The organism is Sphingobium abikonense NBRC 16140 (assembly GCF_001598335.1).
Classification (GTDB): domain Bacteria; phylum Pseudomonadota; class Alphaproteobacteria; order Sphingomonadales; family Sphingomonadaceae; genus Sphingobium; species Sphingobium abikonense.
Genome location: NZ_BCYT01000019.1, coordinates 41,171 through 58,424 on the forward strand (window position 1 = coordinate 41,171; position 17,254 = coordinate 58,424).

At 67.3% G+C, this 17,254-nt stretch carries 17 protein-coding genes; 12 read left to right on the plus strand and 5 right to left on the minus strand.

The window, feature by feature from the left end; genetic code table 11:
- Positions 1-78: 78 nt before the first annotated feature.
- Both SAB01S_RS15645 and SAB01S_RS18205 read right to left on the minus strand, forming a co-directional pair.
- On the minus strand, positions 79-540 hold the full coding sequence (locus SAB01S_RS15645) for a hypothetical protein (RefSeq protein WP_174525671.1): 462 nt from the start codon (positions 538-540) through the stop codon (positions 79-81).
- Positions 541-709: 169 nt separating this feature from the next.
- On the minus strand, positions 710-883 hold the full coding sequence (locus tag SAB01S_RS18205; RefSeq protein ID WP_083951386.1) for a DUF1674 domain-containing protein: 174 nt from the start codon (positions 881-883) through the stop codon (positions 710-712).
- A gap of 101 nt (positions 884-984) precedes the next feature.
- On the opposite strand from SAB01S_RS18205, the gene htpX reads away from it, so the two are divergent.
- The 11 genes from htpX to SAB01S_RS15700 all read left to right on the plus strand — a co-directional run bounded on the left by htpX (position 985) and on the right by SAB01S_RS15700 (position 13,139).
- Positions 985-1,926: a zinc metalloprotease HtpX gene (gene htpX / locus SAB01S_RS15650; protein ID WP_174525669.1), complete on the plus strand. Its 942-nt coding sequence runs from the start codon at positions 985-987 to the stop codon at positions 1,924-1,926.
- 127 nt (positions 1,927-2,053) lie between these two features.
- Positions 2,054-3,376, plus strand: a complete 1,323-nt coding sequence (locus SAB01S_RS15655; protein ID WP_062734154.1) for an RsmB/NOP family class I SAM-dependent RNA methyltransferase — start codon at positions 2,054-2,056, stop codon at positions 3,374-3,376.
- Positions 3,377-3,437: 61 nt separating this feature from the next.
- Positions 3,438-3,929 (plus strand): hypothetical protein, encoded by a 492-nt coding sequence (locus tag SAB01S_RS15660; RefSeq protein ID WP_062734156.1) that lies wholly within the window; start codon positions 3,438-3,440, stop codon positions 3,927-3,929.
- Positions 3,930-4,019: 90 nt separating this feature from the next.
- Positions 4,020-4,682: a ribulose-phosphate 3-epimerase gene (gene rpe / locus SAB01S_RS15665; RefSeq protein WP_021226235.1), complete on the plus strand. Its 663-nt coding sequence runs from the start codon at positions 4,020-4,022 to the stop codon at positions 4,680-4,682.
- A complete protein-coding gene (locus SAB01S_RS15670; RefSeq protein WP_174525670.1) occupies positions 4,679-6,445 on the plus strand; it encodes a heparinase II/III family protein in 1,767 nt (588 codons plus the stop codon). Before rpe ends, SAB01S_RS15670 begins: the two co-directional genes overlap by 4 nt.
- A 68-nt stretch (positions 6,446-6,513) precedes the next feature.
- Positions 6,514-7,080, plus strand: a complete 567-nt coding sequence (locus SAB01S_RS15675) for a DUF1993 domain-containing protein (RefSeq protein ID WP_062734159.1) — start codon at positions 6,514-6,516, stop codon at positions 7,078-7,080.
- 86 nt (positions 7,081-7,166) lie between these two features.
- Positions 7,167-8,756 carry a bifunctional phosphoribosylaminoimidazolecarboxamide formyltransferase/IMP cyclohydrolase gene (gene purH, locus SAB01S_RS15680; protein WP_062734161.1) on the plus strand — a complete coding sequence of 530 codons (1,590 nt, stop codon included), beginning with the start codon at positions 7,167-7,169 and terminating at the stop codon, positions 8,754-8,756.
- A gap of 175 nt (positions 8,757-8,931) precedes the next feature.
- Positions 8,932-9,264: a UrcA family protein gene (locus tag SAB01S_RS15685; RefSeq protein ID WP_062734166.1), complete on the plus strand. Its 333-nt coding sequence runs from the start codon at positions 8,932-8,934 to the stop codon at positions 9,262-9,264.
- A gap of 195 nt (positions 9,265-9,459) precedes the next feature.
- Positions 9,460-10,983 (plus strand): NAD(P)/FAD-dependent oxidoreductase, encoded by a 1,524-nt coding sequence (locus SAB01S_RS15690; RefSeq protein ID WP_062734167.1) that lies wholly within the window; start codon positions 9,460-9,462, stop codon positions 10,981-10,983.
- Between the two features lie 4 nt (positions 10,984-10,987).
- On the plus strand, positions 10,988-11,395 hold the full coding sequence (locus tag SAB01S_RS15695; protein WP_062734169.1) for a GtrA family protein: 408 nt from the start codon (positions 10,988-10,990) through the stop codon (positions 11,393-11,395).
- Positions 11,373-13,139, plus strand: coding sequence for a hypothetical protein (locus SAB01S_RS15700; RefSeq protein WP_062734170.1), 1,767 nt, complete (start codon positions 11,373-11,375; stop codon positions 13,137-13,139). Before SAB01S_RS15695 ends, SAB01S_RS15700 begins: the two co-directional genes overlap by 23 nt.
- Here the strand turns inward: SAB01S_RS15700 and msrB are convergent.
- The 3 genes from msrB to SAB01S_RS15715 are packed head-to-tail and all read right to left on the minus strand — an operon-like array spanning position 13,120 to position 15,791.
- Complete coding sequence (gene msrB, locus SAB01S_RS15705) at positions 13,120-13,596, minus strand: peptide-methionine (R)-S-oxide reductase MsrB (RefSeq protein ID WP_062734172.1); 477 nt, start codon at positions 13,594-13,596, stop codon at positions 13,120-13,122. The two genes, SAB01S_RS15700 and msrB, sit on opposite strands and share 20 nt — an antisense overlap.
- A gap of 18 nt (positions 13,597-13,614) precedes the next feature.
- Complete coding sequence (locus SAB01S_RS15710) at positions 13,615-14,805, minus strand: ABC transporter permease (protein ID WP_062734174.1); 1,191 nt, start codon at positions 14,803-14,805, stop codon at positions 13,615-13,617.
- Positions 14,802-15,791, minus strand: coding sequence for an ABC transporter ATP-binding protein (locus tag SAB01S_RS15715; RefSeq protein ID WP_062734212.1), 990 nt, complete (start codon positions 15,789-15,791; stop codon positions 14,802-14,804). The genes SAB01S_RS15710 and SAB01S_RS15715 overlap by 4 nt, the downstream gene beginning before the upstream one ends.
- 43 nt (positions 15,792-15,834) lie before the next feature.
- Between SAB01S_RS15715 and queG the strand changes: the two genes are divergently transcribed.
- A complete protein-coding gene (queG, locus tag SAB01S_RS15720) occupies positions 15,835-16,875 on the plus strand; it encodes a tRNA epoxyqueuosine(34) reductase QueG (protein ID WP_062734176.1) in 1,041 nt (346 codons plus the stop codon).
- The last annotated feature ends 379 nt before the right edge of the window (positions 16,876-17,254 follow it).

The following is a 17,254-nucleotide window of genomic DNA, read 5'->3' on the forward strand; positions in this document are numbered from 1 at the left end:
TCGCTGCAATGCGGAAAGATATGCCTGAAATCGCGGGCGCAGCCGCAAAGGTCAAGCATTTGCGCACGCCCAAACGCGTCACACTGCCAGAAGTCGCTCCGCCACCGCCTCCAGAGCAGAAATTTCGCCATCCAGTTGATCCAGGGAAACATGGATGCGGTTATTGCGCGGGTCGCGGCAGGCAAAGCCGCCCGGCTCGGGCTGCTGGAACCCCTGGATGATGAGCGCGCGGAACCGGTCGATCCGCTGCATGTCCCGCTCGATCGCCGAAATTTCCGTGAGCGCGCTGGCGTTGCGGCGATCGCGCATGGCGACCATGGTGCGCAATTCGGTCATCAGCTTGGACATGCTGGGCCGGGTGCGCGCGCCCACGGTGCGCACATCGCCCATGCCCTCGCGCATCAGTCCGACCTTGGCCTCCAGGCTCTGTTCCAGCATCGTCCAGGCGCAGATCAGCCGCCCGACCGAACAGAGCAGCGCCGCGTCCTCCGGCGCATAATCTGATACCGGTTTCACATTTACGTCAGATACAAGATGCACACCCACGCCCCGAAATCTCCTTTATGAGGCTCGGTCCTGCACCCCGCAAAGACGCGAGGCCAGTGTCGGCGCGGCATGCTCCTCGCTTCTGTCGCACGGATCACCGGCAGCCGTGCAGGAAGGGCGGCGAATCGTGCGCCTTCTTCGGCTGGAGGCAATCGCCGCCAGGTCAGAAATCGATGGCGATGCCCTTGCGCTCCCAGTCGCCATAGCGAACGGGGCTCATCGCCTCGTCATGGGGCGTGGGATTGTCGATCGGGTCTGGCTCGGGCACCGGCGGGCTTTTCGACAGATGGTTGGGCGGCGTCACATGCGCGGGACGCTTGCCGTTGAAGGTTCCCATGAAACGGCCTTTCGATCGGGGGCGGCCAATTGCGAGCAGCGCTGATCCACCCCATATTCATCTATGCCCTGCTATCTGGGCGGGCAAGGAGCATTTGGCAAGTGAACGGCATCAAGACGACGATGTTGCTGGCGGCGCTGACGGCGCTGTTCATGGCATTGGGTTACACGCTGGGCGGCAGCGGCGGCGCGGTGATCGCGCTGCTGGTCGCGGCGGGTATGAACCTCTTCACCTTCTGGAATGCGGACAAGATCGTCCTCAAAATGCACAATGCGCGGGAGGTCGACGCCCACAGCGCACCGGACTTTTACGGTCTGGTCCAGCAGTTGGCGCAGCGCGCGGGCCTGCCGATGCCGCGCGTTTATCTGATCGACCAGGACGCGCCCAACGCCTTTGCCACCGGGCGCGATCCGGACCATGCCGCCGTCGCCGCGACCACCGGACTGCTGGCGATGCTCAGCCGCGACGAGGTGGCGGGCGTGATGGCGCATGAACTGGGCCATGTGAAGAACCGCGACACGCTCATCATGACGATGGTCGCGACCATCGCGGGCGCCATTTCCATGCTCGCGCAATTTGGCCTCTTCTTTCGCGGCGGCCGTGACGAAGGCCATGGCAATATCCTCGCCACCCTGCTCGCGGTGATCGTCGCGCCCTTCGCCGCGATGATCGTGCAAATGGCGATCAGCCGCACGCGCGAATATGGCGCCGACCGCGCCGGCGCGGAAATCAGTGGCAATCCTCGCGCGCTCGCCTCCGCGCTCGCCAAGATTTCAGGGGCCGCGCAGGCGATCCCCAACCCGGTCGTTGCACGCAACCCCGCCACGGCACAGCTTTACATCGTGCCCACCCATGTCAGCGAACTCTTCTCCACCCACCCCGCCACCGAAAAGCGCATCGCCGCGCTGCAGGATATCGCCAGCGACATGGGATCGGTCGGAGGGATCGCACCCACCCCGGTCCCCCAGCCCCGCACATCCGCCCTGTCACCGATCGCCCCCGCGCGCCGCCGCAGTGCTCTCGATCCGCACGGGCGCCCCTAAGGGGCGATAATCTCCGTTCATTTCGAGCATAGTCGAGAAACGCGATCACGCGGTGCGCTACCCGCTTCTCGACGCGTCAGGCGCGAACGGAGGTTGCTTTTGCGCGCAATGGGCCTAACCGCCTTCCATGCCTCCCCGTCCTTCGTCCCGCCCGTCCCGCCCCCGTCCCGATGACGTCCCCGGCCTGCCCGCCCGTCGCGCGGCGCTGAGGTTGCTGGACGCGGTGCTGCGCCGGGGCGAACCGCTGGAATTGGCGCTGCACGGCGCGGCGCAGGGTTTGCCGCGGGAGGATCGCGCGCTCACCCATGCGATCGCCGCCGAAGTCTTGCGCCATCTGCCTGATCTCGACGCGCTGATCGACGGCGCAACCCGCCAGATCCTGCCCGACGATGCCAAGGCGCGCATGGTGCTGCGCATTGCACTGGCCCAGACCTTGCGGATGGACACGCCGCCCCATGCCGCGATCGCGACCGCCCTGCCGCTTGTCGACGGCGGCCCGCGCAAGCTGGTCCATGGTGTGTTCGGCACGGTGACGCGCAGCAACCCCGTGCTGCCCGATCCGCCAACCTTGCCCGCCGAAGTGCTTGCGCGCTGGAGCGATCAGTGGGGCGCGGGGATGCCGCAGGCGGCGGCCCATGCCTATGCCGTGCGCCCGCCGGTGGACGTCACCCTGCGCGACGCAGGCGAGACGGCAATATGGACAGAGGCGCTGGGCGGCACATCCTTCGCCCCCGGCCATGTCCGCCTGCCCGCTCACCCCGTTGACGGCGGCGCGGCCATCCCCACCCTGCCCGGCTTTGCCGAGGGCGCCTGGTGGGTGCAGGACATTGCCGCGTCCTGCGCCGCACGGCTGCTGGGTAAGGGCGGTGGCCGCCCGGCGCTAGACCTCTGCGCCGCTCCGGGCGGCAAGACGATGCAGCTGGCCGCCGCCGGCTGGCGCGTCACTGCCCTGGACCAGTCGAAAAAGCGGCTGGAGCGACTGTCCGAAAATCTGGCGCGCACGGGTCTGGCGGCCGACATCGTCGCGGCGGACCTGCGGCAATGGCAGCCACCCGCGCCCGTCGACGCCATTCTGCTCGACGCGCCCTGTTCGGCGACCGGCATCTATCGCCGCCATCCTGACGTCCTGCACCGCATCGGCCCGCGCCAGATCATGGAGCTGGCCGACTTGCAGGCGCAATTGCTGGCGCGCGCCGCCGACTGGCTGACGCCGGGCGGGCGCATCATCTACGCCACCTGCTCGCTCGAACGCGCGGAGGGGGAGGATCAGGTCACGCGCTTCCTCGACGCGCGAGCGGACTTCGTGCTGGACCCGATCGCGCCCGATGAAGTGCCCGAAGGCATCGCGCCCGACCCGCAGGGCTGGCTGCGCACCCTGCCCGACACGCTCGCCAACATGGGCGGCACGGATGGATTTTTCATCGCCCGGCTTGTCAAGCGCGCACACTGACCTTTAACCATGATGGCGTAAGGCTGCGACAGCATCCCTTTTACCAGCCCAAGGTTCATCCATGCGCCCGATCGAGCCATTGCCCCTTAATCATAGCTGGCCGCTCTATGATCTGCGCACCCATCTTGCCCCGGTCCTGCTGAACCCGGACATTGCCCGCAACGACGCGGCGCTGGCCGAACGCGGGCTGGGCCTGTGGCGATGCGACCTTGTCGACAACCGGCTGGAATGGACGGCGGGCGTCTACGACATATTCGGGCTGGAGCGCGACCTCAACGTGCCGCGGCCGCTCGCGGTGTCGCTCTATGCCCCGGACTCGCGCGAACCGATGGAGCGGCTGCGCGATTATGCGATCCGGCACAAGCGCGGCTTCACGATCGATGTCGATATCGATCAGGCCGATGGCCAGGGCCGCTGCGCGATGCGGCTGATCGCCGCACCCGTGCTCGACGACGCGGAACAGGTCATCGGGCTGCATGGCGTCAAGCAACTGCTGCCGCAGGGCGCGCCCGCCTCGCGACGGCTCGACCCGACCATTTTCGTCATGCTCTGACCCGGCCTTCGGCTCCCGGCCTGATCGGCCCGGACGGTCGGGAAAATCGCCGTTGCCTCCCGCACCGCGCGCCACTAAGGCGGGGGGTTGATGACCCATCCCATCCTTATCTCACCCTCGATCCTGTCCGCCGACTTCGCGCGCCTTGGCGAGGAAGTGCGCGCCATCGACGAAGCGGGCTGCGACTGGATCCATATCGATGTCATGGACGGGCATTTCGTGCCCAACATCACCATCGGCCCGGCCGTGGTGAAGGCGCTGCGCCCGCACAGCCAAAAGCCGTTCGACGTCCATCTGATGATCTCGCCGGTGGACCCGTATCTCGATGCCTTCGTTCAGGCCGGGGCGGACATCATCACCGTCCATCCCGAAGCGGGTCCGCACATCCACCGCACCGTCCAGCATATCAAGTCGCTGGGCGTGAAGGCGGGCGTGGTGCTCAATCCCGGCACCCCGGCCAAGATGCTCGACTATCTGATCGACGATGTCGACCTCATCCTGGTGATGAGCGTCAATCCCGGTTTCGGCGGCCAGAGCTTCATCGAGAATCAGCTGCGCAAGATTGAGGCGATCCGCAAGATGATCGACAAGTCGGGCCGCGACATTCGCCTTCAGGTCGATGGCGGCATCGACCTCACTACCGCGCCCAGGGCGATCGCTGCGGGCGCGGACGTGCTGGTCGCCGGCACCGCGACCTTCCGTGGCGGCCAAAGCGCTTATGCCGACAATATCCGTCAATTGCGGGGCGGGTGAGCGACCCGCGACGCCTGTCGGCCCGCTCGGGCCAGGACCTGCCGCCCGAAGAGGGCGCGGACGGCATCGAGCAGGGCAAGCGCCTCATCCGCGTCGCGGATGACAAGGGGCTGTCGCTGACGCAGAAGATCGCGCATCATGTCTATCTGCTCAGCTGGAAAACGCCGATCCACGGTCGCCGGCTGCGGGGCAAATATCCGCTCAAGCTGCTGGCCGTGCCCGACGACGACATTGTCGGCGACGGCCGCGCCGGGGCGGCGATGCGCGCGGGCTATTTCCTGTTTCGTGGGCAGAAATTGCCGATCGACCGGCTGGACTTTGCCCGGCCGGGCGTCGGTCCGGCCTTTAGCGATTATCTGCACAGCTTCCGCTGGCTGCGCGACCTGTCGGTCAGCGCCTCGCGCGAACAGGGCGCACCGATCGCCGAAGGCGTGCTGCGCAAATGGCTGGCCGTCTATGCCGAAACGCCCAGCGAGCCGGCCTGGCGGGCGGACAATGCCGGCTGGCGGCTGCTGTTCTGGACCGCCCACGCCCCGCTCATCCTTTCGTCCAGCGACCTTGTCTATCGCTCGCTGGTGCTCAACTGCATCGCGCGCACCGCTCGGCATCTGGACCGGGGTGCGGACAAGGCGCCGCTGGGCCTGCCGCGAATCGTCGCCTGGTGCGCGATCATCGCCGCCGGGCTGCTGATCCCGGGCGGCGAAACCCGCCGGCAATTCGGCGAAGCAGGTCTGAAACGCGCGATCGACAGCGGCATCCATGCCGATGGCGGCATCGTGTCGCGCTCTCCGCTGGCGCAGATGGAAACGATCATGGCGCTCTCCATGCTGCGCGCCGTCTATGACGTGCGCCGGGAAAAGCCCCCCCTCTTCCTTGGCGATGCGCTGGCCCGCACGGTCCCCGCGCTGCTGGGCCTTGCCCATGGCGATGGCGGGCCAGGCAGCTGGCAGGGGTCGGGCGCCATCGCGCCGCAGATGGTGGACAGCGTCGTGCAGGCCAGCCGCGTGCGCGCCCGTCCGCTGCGCCAGGCGCGCGACTGGGGCTATCAGCGGATCGCCGCCGGCGCGACCGTGGTTCAGGTGGATGCCGCCCCGCCGCCGGTGGCGCGCCTGGCCGACGCCGGCTGCGCCTCGACCGGCGCGATCGAGATCAGCGACGGGCGGCAGCGGCTGATCGTCAACTGCGGCGGCGCGGCGCTGGAGGGCGCGTGGATCACCGCCGATCTGGCGCAGGGCCTGCGCACCACCGCCGCGCACAGCACGCTTGTGCTCAATGACAGCAACTCCACCGCGCTGCTGCCCGGCGGCACGCTGGGCAAGGGCGTGACCGAGGTCGAGCTGAACCGGCAGGAAATGGACAATGGCAGCCGGCTGGAACTCAGCCATGACGGCTATGTCCGGCGCATGGGCTATGTCCATCGCCGCCTGCTGATGGTGAGCGGCGATGGCCGCGAAGTGCGGGGCGAGGATATGCTCACCCCGGCCGAACGCCGCCGCAAGCCCGGCCGCCAGCCGGTGCAGATCCGCTTTCACCTCGCGCCCGGCGTCGAACCCACGCTGACCGCCGACAATCAGGCCGCCGTGCTGCGCATCGACCAGGGCGCGCTCTGGCAGTTCCGCACCGGCACGGGCCTGCTCAGCGTCGAGGACAGCCTGTGGGTCGATGGCGATGGCCACCCCCATCCCACCCGCCAGCTGGTCGTCACCGGCGAAGCCCTGCCCGGCGGCTCCAGCATCGGCTGGCTGTTCAAACGCATGGGATAAGGGCGAAACCGCCCCCTCCCGCTGTCACCAAAGCCGTCCATCGCCCGCCTCTGCAAGGATATCACCGCATGACCCCGACCGACCTGCTCGTCCCCACTTGGCGCCAGATGCTGGGCGCGCTGTCCGACTGGCTTGCCAAGGCCGAAGTGCAGATGCCCGGCGGCGCTGCCGACGCGCTGCTGTCCGCCCGGCTTGCGCCCGATATGTTTCCGCTCGCAACGCAAGTGCGCTTCGCCTGTGTGCAGGTGTGGGAAGGGGCGCATCGCCTGCGCGACGAGCCGCTGCCTGACCGGGTGATGGCGCTGCTGGACGAAGGGCGGCAGGCGGGCGACCAGCCCGGCACCATGGCCGACGCACGGGCGCGCATCGCCGAAACCCTCGTCCTGCTCGACAGCTTGGCCGCCGACGCGCTGAACCGGTGCAGCGACGCCCCGCTCGCCCATGACCTGCCCAATGGCATGATCTTCGACCTGACGTCCGACAGCTATGCGCGCGACTGGGCGCTGCCCCAATTTTATTTTCACGTCATGACCGCCTACGCCATCCTGCGCGCGCAGGGCGTGGAGCTGGGCAAGGCGGATTATGTCGCGCACATGCTGCCCCGCCTGCGCCAGCCGGGCGCGCCGCAGGACTGACCCCACATCCCAAGGCTGTATTTTTCCGCCGACCCGGCCTAAGGGACGGCCCATTCTTCCTGTCCTGCGATAAGAAAGCCTGCCTCATGTCCGACGTCACCATCAAGCGCGCCCTCCTGTCCGTGTCGGACAAGGCGGGCCTCATCGAACTGGGCCAGGCGCTGGGGAAGCATGGCGTCGAACTGGTGTCGACCGGCGGCACGGCGAAGGCGCTGCGGGAGGCGGGCCTGACGGTCAAGGATATTTCCGACCTCACCGGTTTCCCCGAAATGATGGACGGCCGCGTCAAGACGCTGCATCCCAAGGTCCATGGCGGCCTGCTCGCCGTGCGGGGCAACCCGGATCATGTCGCCTCAATGGACGAACATGCGATCGGCGCGATCGACCTCGTCGTCGTCAATCTCTATCCCTTCGCCGCCACCGTCGCCAAGGGCGCGGATCGCGAGGAGATTATCGAGAATATCGACATTGGCGGCCCGTCGATGGTCCGCTCCGCCGCGAAGAATCATGAAAGCGTCGCGATCGTCACCGATCCGGCCGACTATGCCCGGCTGATCGCCGAGATGGACAAAAAGGGTGGCGCGACCAGCTATGACTTCCGCCGGATGCTCGCGGCCAAGGCTTATGCCGCCACCGCCGCCTATGATTCGATGATCGCCAGCTGGTTCGCTTTTGCCGACCAGGGCGTCACCTTCCCCGAAACGCTCAGCCTGGCGAGCACGCTGGGCGCGACGTTGCGCTATGGCGAAAATCCGCATCAATCCGCCGCCCTCTATCTGCCGGTCGGTCCCACCGCGCGCGGCATCGCCCAGGCGCAGCAGATCCAGGGCAAGGAACTCTCCTACAACAACTACAACGACGCCGACGCCGCGCTGGAGCTGGTCAGCGAATTTCGCGACGGCCCGCCGACCGTTGTCATCGTCAAGCACGCCAATCCCTGCGGCGTCGCCACCGGCGACACGCTGATCGAAGCCTATGAGGCCGCACTCGCCTGCGACAGCGTCTCGGCCTTTGGCGGCATCATCGCGGTCAACCGCCCGCTCGACGGCCCCACCGCCGAGGCGATCAGCGGCATCTTCACCGAAGTCGTCGCCGCGCCCGATGCGGATGAGGACGCCAAGGCGATCTTCGCGAAGAAGAAGAACCTCCGCCTGCTGCTGACCGGCGACCTGCCCGATCCGGCGCGTCCAAGCCTTCAGGTCAAGAGCATCGCGGGCGGCATGTTGGTGCAGAGCCGCGACAATGGCCAGGTCAGCCGCGACGCGCTCAAGGTCGTGACACAGCGCGCGCCGACCGAACAGGAGCTTAAGGACTGCCTGTTCGCCTGGACCGTCGCCAAGCATGTGAAATCGAACGCCATCGTCTATGCCAAGGACGGCAGCACGGCGGGCGTCGGCGCAGGCCAGATGAACCGCCTTGAATCCGCGCGCATCGCCGCCTGGAAAGCAAAGGATGCCGCCGAAAAGGCCGGCTGGGCGCAGCCGCGCACCATCGGTTCGGCGGTCGCCTCCGACGCTTTCTTCCCCTTCGCCGACGGCCTGATGGCGGCGGTGGAGGCCGGCGCGACCGCGGTGATCCAGCCCGGCGGATCGATCCGCGACGACGAAGTGATCGCGGCGGCGGACGAAGCGGGCCTCGCCATGGTCTTCACCGGCATGCGCCACTTCCGGCATTGAGTCTCATGCAGGTGCGAACGCATCCTGTTCGCACCTGCAAAATCGCGCAAATCCGCCACTTTTTGCCAAGTGGCCTCTTTTCATCCCGTCCTGCCGCGCCTATTTAAGGCGCGACCCTACTTCCACGTCAGACGTGGGGCACAAGACAAGAAAACATGTTCGACAGGAGACAAGGATGAGCATGAAGACGCTGGCGGCCCTTGCCGCCACGATGGCCCTTGCGCTGCCCGCTATGGCCAGCGCCGGCAGCACCAATAATGACGTGATTGTCGATGGCACCAGCGGCACGGAAACCCGGTCGATGACCGTTTCGCTCGCCGATCTCAATCTCGCCCGCGCGGGCGACGTGCGCCGCGCCGATTATCGCCTGATGCGCGCATCCAAGAAAGTGTGCGGTTTCGTCAATGGATCGGTCATCCCCGTGACCGACGATTATCGCAACTGCTACGGCGCCGCGATCGACGGCGCACGCAGCGACCTTACCGCCCTGACGCAGCGTCTGGGCTGATCGGGCCATTGCCAGAGCGCGCCCGTCGCGCCTGATCCTTCCCCCACGAAGGGGACTGCAGGGGGCCGTTCCGCATCATGCGGGGCGGCCCTTTGTCCTGCGCGACGCACCGTCATGCTTACCGGCGGTTAACCACTCCTTAGAAGATTTCCTTCACTCCGGTCGGCACGAAGACCATCGGGGGACCATATTGCCATGCCGCGTACCGATCAGAAGGTGGATGTTGCCATTATCGGGGCTGGCCCGGCCGGCCTGACCGCCGCCTATCTGCTGACCAAGCAGGGCTATAGCGTTGCCGTGATCGAAAAGGACCCGACCTATGTCGGCGGCATCAGCCGCACGGTGGAGTTGAATGGCTTTCGATTCGACATTGGCGGCCACCGCTTCTTTTCCAAGTCGCAGCAGGTGGTCGACCTCTGGAACGAGATATTGCCCGACGATTTCATCCAGCGCCCGCGCATGAGCCGTATCTATTATGAGGGCAAATATTACAGCTACCCTCTGCGCGCGTTCGAAGCGCTGCGCAATCTCGGGCTCTGGCGCTCGACGCTCTGCATGGCGAGCTTCGCCAAAGCGAAACTCTTTCCCAATCGCGATATTCGCTCCTTCCAGGACTGGACCGTCAACGCCTTCGGGCACAAGCTGTTCTCGATATTCTTCAAGACCTATACCGAAAAGGTCTGGGGCATGCCCTGCGATGAAATGTCGGCCGACTGGGCAGCGCAGCGGATCAAGGGCCTGTCGCTCTGGGGCGCGGTCAAGGATGGGCTCAAGCGCAGCCTTGGCCTCAACAAGACGCCCAATGACGGCATGGCGACCAAGACGCTGCTGGAAAGTTTCCGCTATCCGCGCCTTGGCCCCGGCATGATGTGGGACGCGGCGCGCGATTATGTGGTCGCGGGCGGCAACCAGGTGCTGATGGCGCACAGCTTCAAACGGCTGGAGGAAGACCAGACGCATGGCACGTGGCGGCTCATTGCCGACGGCCCCGATGGCGACGTCACCATCCGCGCCGGCCATGTCATTTCCTCCGCGCCGATGCGCGAACTGGCCGGCCGCATCCACCCGCTGCCCGCTACGCTGCCGCAGGCGATGGACCTTAAATATCGCGATTTCCTGACCGTCGCGTTGATGGTGAAGGGGGATGATATCTTCCCCGACAACTGGATCTACATCCATGATCCGCGCGTGCAGGTCGGCCGCATCCAGAATTTCCGCAGCTGGTCGCCCGAAATGGTGCCCGATCCCACGCTCGCCTGCGTGGGCCTTGAATATTTCTGTTTCGAAGGCGACGGCCTCTGGTCCTCGACCGATGCCGATCTGATCGCGCTGGCGACACGGGAAATGGCGCAGCTTGGCCTGTGCGACCCGCAGGATGTTGTCGGCGGCGCGGTGGTGCGTCAGGAAAAGGCCTATCCCGTCTATGACGACGCCTATGCCGCCAATGTGTTGGCGATGCGCACCGAATTGGAGGCGCGCTATCCCACGCTCCACATGGTCGGGCGCAACGGCATGCACCGCTATAATAACCAGGATCATGCGATGATGACCGCGATGCTGACGGTGCGCAACATCATCGCCGGCCGCCGCGTCCATGACGTGTGGCAGGTCAATGAGGATGCCGAATATCATGAGGCCGGCGCAGAAGGCCAGGATGCCGACGCGCAGGTCGCGCTCGCCAGCGTCCGCGCCGTCCCGGCCCGGCTCAAGGCGGCCTGAGCCCATGGCCCCCCGCCTGCGGGCGGCGGTCCTGCCGGTCACGCGCCTGATGTTCGCCCGCTATCTGCTGGCCAGTATCATCGCGCTCGCCAGCGACTTCGCCCTGTTCCTGCTGCTGGACCGCCTGGGCCTGCCGCCGGTCGCGGCGGCGTGCGGCGGCTATGCCGGCGGCCTGCTGGTCCATTGGGCGATCAGCGTTCGCTTCGTCTTCGACACCGGCGCAGGGCCATCGCATGGCCAGCGCCTCGCCTTCATCGCCAGCGCGCTGCTGGGCATGGGCATGACGATGGCGATGGTCGGCGCGCTCAGCCTCGTCGGCACCACGCCCGCGCTTGCCAAGCTCCTGTCCGTCCCGGTCAGCTTCCTCACCGTCTATGCGATTCGCAAATATGGCGTCTTCGCCCGCGCCTGAACTGCGCCGCGCCGCGTTCTGGGCAGGGCTGGCCTGGCTGGCCTGCTGCCTCGTCCTGCTGTGGCTCTCCCATGGCCGCTTTTCCGCGCTTGCCTTTCGCGATCCCGATGATGCGATGCGGCTGGTGCAGGTGCGCGACTGGCTGGCCGGCCAATCCTTTTTCGATGTGTCCCAGCATCGGGTGAACCCGCCTTATGGCGGGCCGATGCACTGGTCGCGAATCGTCGACATGCCGATCGCGGCCCTCATCCTCCTCCTGCGGCCGCTGCTCGGCGCGGCGAGCGCCGAGCTTGTCGCCAGCATCGCCGTGCCGCTGCTTTTGCTGGGCGGCCTCGTCGCTGCCGCCTTCACCGCCGCGCGCTGGGTCGCGGGCAGCGCCGTGGCGCTGGTCGGCGTCATCCTGCTGCTGACATCGCCCAGCATCCTGGTCCAGTTCGCGCCGCTGCGCATCGACCATCATGGCTGGCAGATCCTGCTTGCCGGCGTCGCGCTGATGGGCGCGTTCGATGGGCGCCCGGCGCGGGGCGGCGTCATCGCCGCCCTGGCGCTGTCGACATGGCTCCAGATTTCAATCGAGGCGCTCCCCTATGCCGCGCTGTTCGCCGCTCTGTTCGCGCTGCGCCACTGGATCGAGCGGGATCAGGGGCCGCGCTTCCTTGCCTTCGCCGTCACGCTCGGCCTTGCCGCGGCGATCCTGCTCGCGCTCCTGCGCGGGCCGGGCGCGCTGCTCGCCACCCATTGCGACGCCCTGTCCTATGCCTATGTCTGGCCGCTCGTCGCGCTGGCCCTCGCCGCTGCGCTCGTCGGGCGCGTCATCGGCCTCGATACGGCCAGGCGGCGGCTGATCGTCGCCGCGCTGGCGGGCGGCGCGGCGGTCCTGACCTTCCTTGGGACGGGCGGCCCCTGCCTGGCGGGCGATCCCTTCGCCGCGCTCGGCCCGGTCGCCTATCGCCTCTGGTATCTCAAGGTGATGGAGGGGCGGCCGATCTGGGCGCAGGACCTTGCCATGCGGGGCGCCATCCTGCTGCCGGCGCTCGCGGGTCTGGCCGGCGCACTGCTGGCGGCATGGCGCTCATCCGGCGCGGCGCGGGCGCGCTGGGTGACGCTTGCGCTGCTGATCGTCGGCGCGACGCTCGTGGCGACGTTGGTGATGCGCGCCCTGTCGGTCGCCCATCTCTTCGCGCTGCCGGGCATCGCCTGGCTCATCGCCCTGCTCTTTCGCCGCGCGCAGGCCGCGCGCAGCCCGATCATCCGCGTCCTTGGTTCAGCAGCGCTGGTGCTGCTGTCGCCAGCGGGGCTGAGCGCTGGCTGGATCGCGCTTGTGTCCCGCCACCCGGCCGAGGATAAGAGCGCCGCCGCCGACTGCCGCGCCCAATTCCTCCTCGCGCCGCTCGACCGCCTGCCGCCCGCCACGCTGTTCGCGCCGATCGACATGGGCCCCGACATCTTGCTGCGCACCCGCCACAGCGTCATCGCCACCGCGCATCACCGCAATGTCGCGGGCCTGACGGAGGTTATCCGCGCCTTCGTCGCCGACCCACAACAGGCGCAATCCATCGTCGCGGGCAGCGGCGCGACCTATCTGGTCGGCTGCGATTCGCTGACGGAACTGCGCTCCTACGCGCGCGAAAATCCTAAAGGGCTGGCCGCCATGGTCCGGCAGGGCCGCGCGCCCGACTGGCTGGAACCGCTGCCGGGCAAGGGGCCACTGCGGATATGGCGGATCAGGCGGGCTGGAAGCTGAGCGCCACGCCGTTCATGCAATAACGCTTGCCCGTGGGCTTGGGGCCATCGTCGAACACATGGCCCAGATGTCCGCCACAGCGCGCGCAATGCACCTCCGTGCGCGGATAGCCCAGCGCGAAGTCGCGACTGGTGCCCACCGCGCGCGGCAAAGGCGCCCAGAAACTGGGCCAGCCCGTGCCGCTGTCGAACTTGGTCTTGCTGCTGAACAATTTTTGCGTGCACCCCGCGCACGCGAAGATGCCCGCGCGATGCTCGTCATTGAGCGGGCTGCTATAGGGGCGCTCGGTCGCTTCCTGCCGCAACACCTTATAGGCCCAGGGGCTCAGCTTCTTGCGCCACTGCGCGTCGCTCAGCGTGTAGGCATAGGCCGCCTCCGCCTCGCCCGGCAATAATTGCCACAGCGCCACAGCGCTCACGCCGCTGGCGATACCGCCCAGGAAATGCCGTCTGTTCATGGCCACGGCATAGCGCAATCAGCCTGTCGCCGGCCTGAACAGCTGCTTCCACCAGCGCCCGCCCGACTGCATCACATGCCGCCGGAACAGCAGCACGCCCACGCGGATGATCAGCGCCACGAACGCCGCCTGCCATAACAGCGCCAGCAGATGTGGCCACACCGCCGCCTCCTGCCCCGCCCGCGCGATCATCGCGAAGGGCGAACTGAACGGGAAGATGCACGCCGCGATCTCGGCCGGCGATCCCATATGGTCGACGGCATAGCTGGCGAAGAAAAAGATCAGCATCTGCCCCATGGTGATCGGCATGTTGAGCGTCTGCACCTCGCGCACGGTCGCCGCCTGCGCGCCGATCCCAAGGAACAATGACCCCAGCAGCGTATAGGCCATGGTGAAATAGGCAAGCGCCAGCGCCAGGAAGATCGGCCATCCCACCGCCGGCGCGGGCAATGCCGCCGGCTGCCCGCCCGCCGCCAGGAAGATGGCGAGCGCCGTCCCGCCCCAAAAGGCGATGCCCACCAGGCTCATCGCCAACATCGCCATCAGCTTGCCCAGGAATATCGCGTCGATCGGCACGGCCGTCGCCAGTATCTCGATGATCTTGTTCGTCTTTTCCTCGACCAGGTTGGACAGGATCATGCCCGCCAGCAAAATGGTGAGGAAAAATATCACCACCTGCGCCGCCCGCCCGATCAGCAGTTGCGCCTGCGCCTGCGCGCCAAGGCTTTTCGCCACTTCCTGCCGCTCGACCGGCACGAAGCGCAATGTCCGTTCCGCCAGCGCCGCCGTCGCCAGCAGGCTGACGTCGCCCTGCAACCGGTCCAGATCCTCGGGCTTTCCCGTCAGCACCGGGCGCGTCAGGCTGCCCGAGATAATCGCCACGACCTGCGAATCCGGGTCCGCCAGCTGCGCGCGCGGGTCGGGCGTCAGCGGCGTCCGTTGCAGGCGCGGCAGCGCGTCCGCGCCCATCCGCTCGGTCAGCCCCCGCTGCGCCCGCAGCATCGCCGCTGTCTCCGCCGGGGCTAGCGCCACGCCCACCACCGGCCGCAGGTCCGACCGCGAAATCCGCTCGCCCAGCCCGCCAAAGGCAAAGCCGATGACGATCGGCAGCAACGGCCCCAGCAGGAACAGGATGAAAGTGCGCGACAGCACCACCGCGGTAAAATCGCGCCGGGCGATGACGAACGCCGCGCGCCACAATGCCCTCATGCCCGCGCCTCCTTGCCCGCTTCCTCGCGCATCTGCCGCGCCACCGCTTCGCCCGCGATCGCGACAAAGGCGTCGTGCAGCCCCGGCCGCTCGATCGACAGGCTTTCGATGCCCGCCCGGTCGTCGATCAGCGCGCGCAGCAGCGGCTCTATCCCCTCGGCCGGCAAGGCGAAATGCCACGCCCCTTCCTGCGCCATCGTGTCGGGCGGCAGGGCGCGCCGCCATGCCCCGTCGGTCGCCCGCGTGCGCAACCGCACCTGTGGTTGCAACCGGTCGCGCGCCGCGCTGACCGTGCCGTCGAAACGGATGCGACCGCCCGCGATGATGGCGACCCGTTCGCACAGCCGTTCGGCATGGGCGATGACATGGGTGGAAAACAGGATGGTGACGCCGCGCCGCGCCTGTTCGCGGATCAACGCCTCCAGCTTTTCCTGGTTGATCGCGTCCAGCCCGGAAAAGGGTTCGTCCAGCACGATGAGGCGCGGCTCATGCACGATCGTGCCGAACAATTGCACCGTCTGCGCCATCCCCTTGGACAGTTGGCGGATCGGCTTGGCGATGGCCGCACCCATGCCATGATCTTCCAGCAAAGCCTTGGCGCGCCGCCGCCCTTCCGCCAGCGGCAATCCGCGCAGCGCCCCCATGAAGGCGATCGCCTCAAACGCCTTCATCGACGGATACAGCCCGCGCTCCTCGGGCAGATATCCGACCTGCCGCGCCATGCGCAAAGGCTGGCTCGCGCCCAGCAGCCGGCGCTCGCCCGCATCCGGGTCGACAATGCCAAGCAGCGTGCGCAGCAATGTCGTCTTGCCCGCGCCATTGGGTCCCAATATGCCGTAGATCGCGCCCGTCGGCACCGCGATGTCGACGCCATCGACCGCGCGGAAGCTGCCGAATGTCTTGACAAGCCCATGGCCTTCGACCGCGAAGACGGGCATAGGGGCGGTCAGGGGAGCGGGGGAAGAAGCCGGGGTGTCGCCGATCATCCCGCCCTGATAGTCTGGACCCGTGGCCGTGCCTACAGAAACATTGGAGCAGCGCCTGAAGGCGCAGGCGCAGCAGCTGGGCTTTGCCGCCTGCCGCATCGCCGACGCCGACGCCGCGCCGCAAAGCGCCGCGCGGCTGCGCGCCTGGCTGGACGCGGGCCATCATGGCGACATGCTGTGGATGGAGGAGCGCGCGGAGCAGCGCGGGTCCCCGCGTGGCCTGTGGCCAGCCGTGCGCAGCGTCATCATGCTGGGGATGAGCTATGCGCCCGGCCGCGATCCGCTGGCGCTGGCCGATGCGCCCGACCGCGCGCGCTTTTCGGTCTATGCGCAGGGCAAGGATTATCACGATGTCGTTAAAAAGGGGCTGAAGGCGCTCGCCCGCTGGCTGGTGGAACAACCCGCGCGCGAAGGCGAAGCAAATGCCCTCAAGGTCTTCGTCGACACAGCGCCGGTGATGGAAAAGCCCCTTGCCGCTGGCGCGGGCCTGGGCTGGCAGGGCAAGCACAGCAACCTCGTCAGCCGGACCCAGGGCAGCTGGCTGTTCCTGGGGGCAATCTATACTGAACGCGCGCTCACGCCCGATGCGCCGGAACGCGACCATTGTGGCAGATGCACCGCTTGCCAGGCCGCCTGCCCGACCGACGCCTTCCCCGCCCCCTATGTCGTCGATGCGCGGCGCTGCATTTCCTACCTCACCATCGAACATAAGGGGCCGATCCCCCAGCATCTGCGCGACGGCATTGGCAACCGGGTCTATGGCTGCGACGATTGCCTGGCTGTCTGTCCCTGGAATAAATTTGCCGACCATGCCGCCGCGAACAAGGCGTTCCTTGGCCGCGCCGAACTCGCCGCACCGGACATTGGCGACCTGCTCGACCTCGATGACGCGACCTTTCGCGAGATTTTCTCCGGCTCGCCGATCAAGCGCATCGGCCGCAATCGCCTGGTCCGCAACGCCGCAATCGCCGCAGGCAACAGCGCCGACCCGCGCCTGCTCACACGCTTACGCCCCCTATGCGACGATGAAGACCCCGTCGTCGCCGAAGCCGCCGCCTGGGCCATCGCGAAACTCACTAGCTGACGGGGGGCGGTGGCCGGCCATCGGCACCAAATCATCCTCCCGCGTGGGGGGTGGCTGGCCGTTGACGCAAAATCGTCCTCCCCCCGTGGGATAGGTGTCAACACGCAGTGCTGACGGAGGGGTGCCCCTCTCGCCGCGCACCTCCGCCGGAAATGCCAGCCCGCGCGGAAGGACCCGCCCTCATCATTTCAAACCCAAAACGACCTACCCGCGCGCCCCCCGTCATCCCCGCGAAAGCGGGGACCCATCTCTCCCGCAATACTCCATCAGCCACGACGCTACGCCGTTCGGCTTGGGCAAAGTGAGCAAGAATTACCCCCGCGTCCCCCCATCCTATTTCCTTCCAAAATAGGATTTCGCCTGCTTTACCTTGGCGATG

Bases quoted from the DNA above. Each gene is read 5' to 3' on its own strand.
- SAB01S_RS18205 (WP_083951386.1), bottom strand. From the start codon at position 883: ATGGGAACCTTCAACGGCAAGCGTCCCGCGCATGTGACGCCGCCCAAC.
- SAB01S_RS15655 (WP_062734154.1), top strand. From the start codon at position 2,054: ATGCCTCCCCGTCCTTCGTCCCGCCCGTCCCGCCCCCGTCCCGATGAC.
- SAB01S_RS15660 (WP_062734156.1), top strand. From the start codon at position 3,438: ATGCGCCCGATCGAGCCATTGCCCCTTAATCATAGCTGGCCGCTCTAT.
- rpe (WP_021226235.1), top strand. From the start codon at position 4,020: ATGACCCATCCCATCCTTATCTCACCCTCGATCCTGTCCGCCGACTTC.
- SAB01S_RS15675 (WP_062734159.1), top strand. From the start codon at position 6,514: ATGACCCCGACCGACCTGCTCGTCCCCACTTGGCGCCAGATGCTGGGC.
- purH (WP_062734161.1), top strand. From the start codon at position 7,167: ATGTCCGACGTCACCATCAAGCGCGCCCTCCTGTCCGTGTCGGACAAG.
- SAB01S_RS15685 (WP_062734166.1), top strand. From the start codon at position 8,932: ATGAGCATGAAGACGCTGGCGGCCCTTGCCGCCACGATGGCCCTTGCG.
- SAB01S_RS15690 (WP_062734167.1), top strand. From the start codon at position 9,460: ATGCCGCGTACCGATCAGAAGGTGGATGTTGCCATTATCGGGGCTGGC.
- SAB01S_RS15695 (WP_062734169.1), top strand. From the start codon at position 10,988: ATGGCCCCCCGCCTGCGGGCGGCGGTCCTGCCGGTCACGCGCCTGATG.
- SAB01S_RS15700 (WP_062734170.1), top strand. From the start codon at position 11,373: ATGGCGTCTTCGCCCGCGCCTGAACTGCGCCGCGCCGCGTTCTGGGCA.
- msrB (WP_062734172.1), bottom strand. From the start codon at position 13,596: ATGAACAGACGGCATTTCCTGGGCGGTATCGCCAGCGGCGTGAGCGCT.
- SAB01S_RS15710 (WP_062734174.1), bottom strand. From the start codon at position 14,805: ATGAGGGCATTGTGGCGCGCGGCGTTCGTCATCGCCCGGCGCGATTTT.
- SAB01S_RS15715 (WP_062734212.1), bottom strand. From the start codon at position 15,791: ATGATCGGCGACACCCCGGCTTCTTCCCCCGCTCCCCTGACCGCCCCT.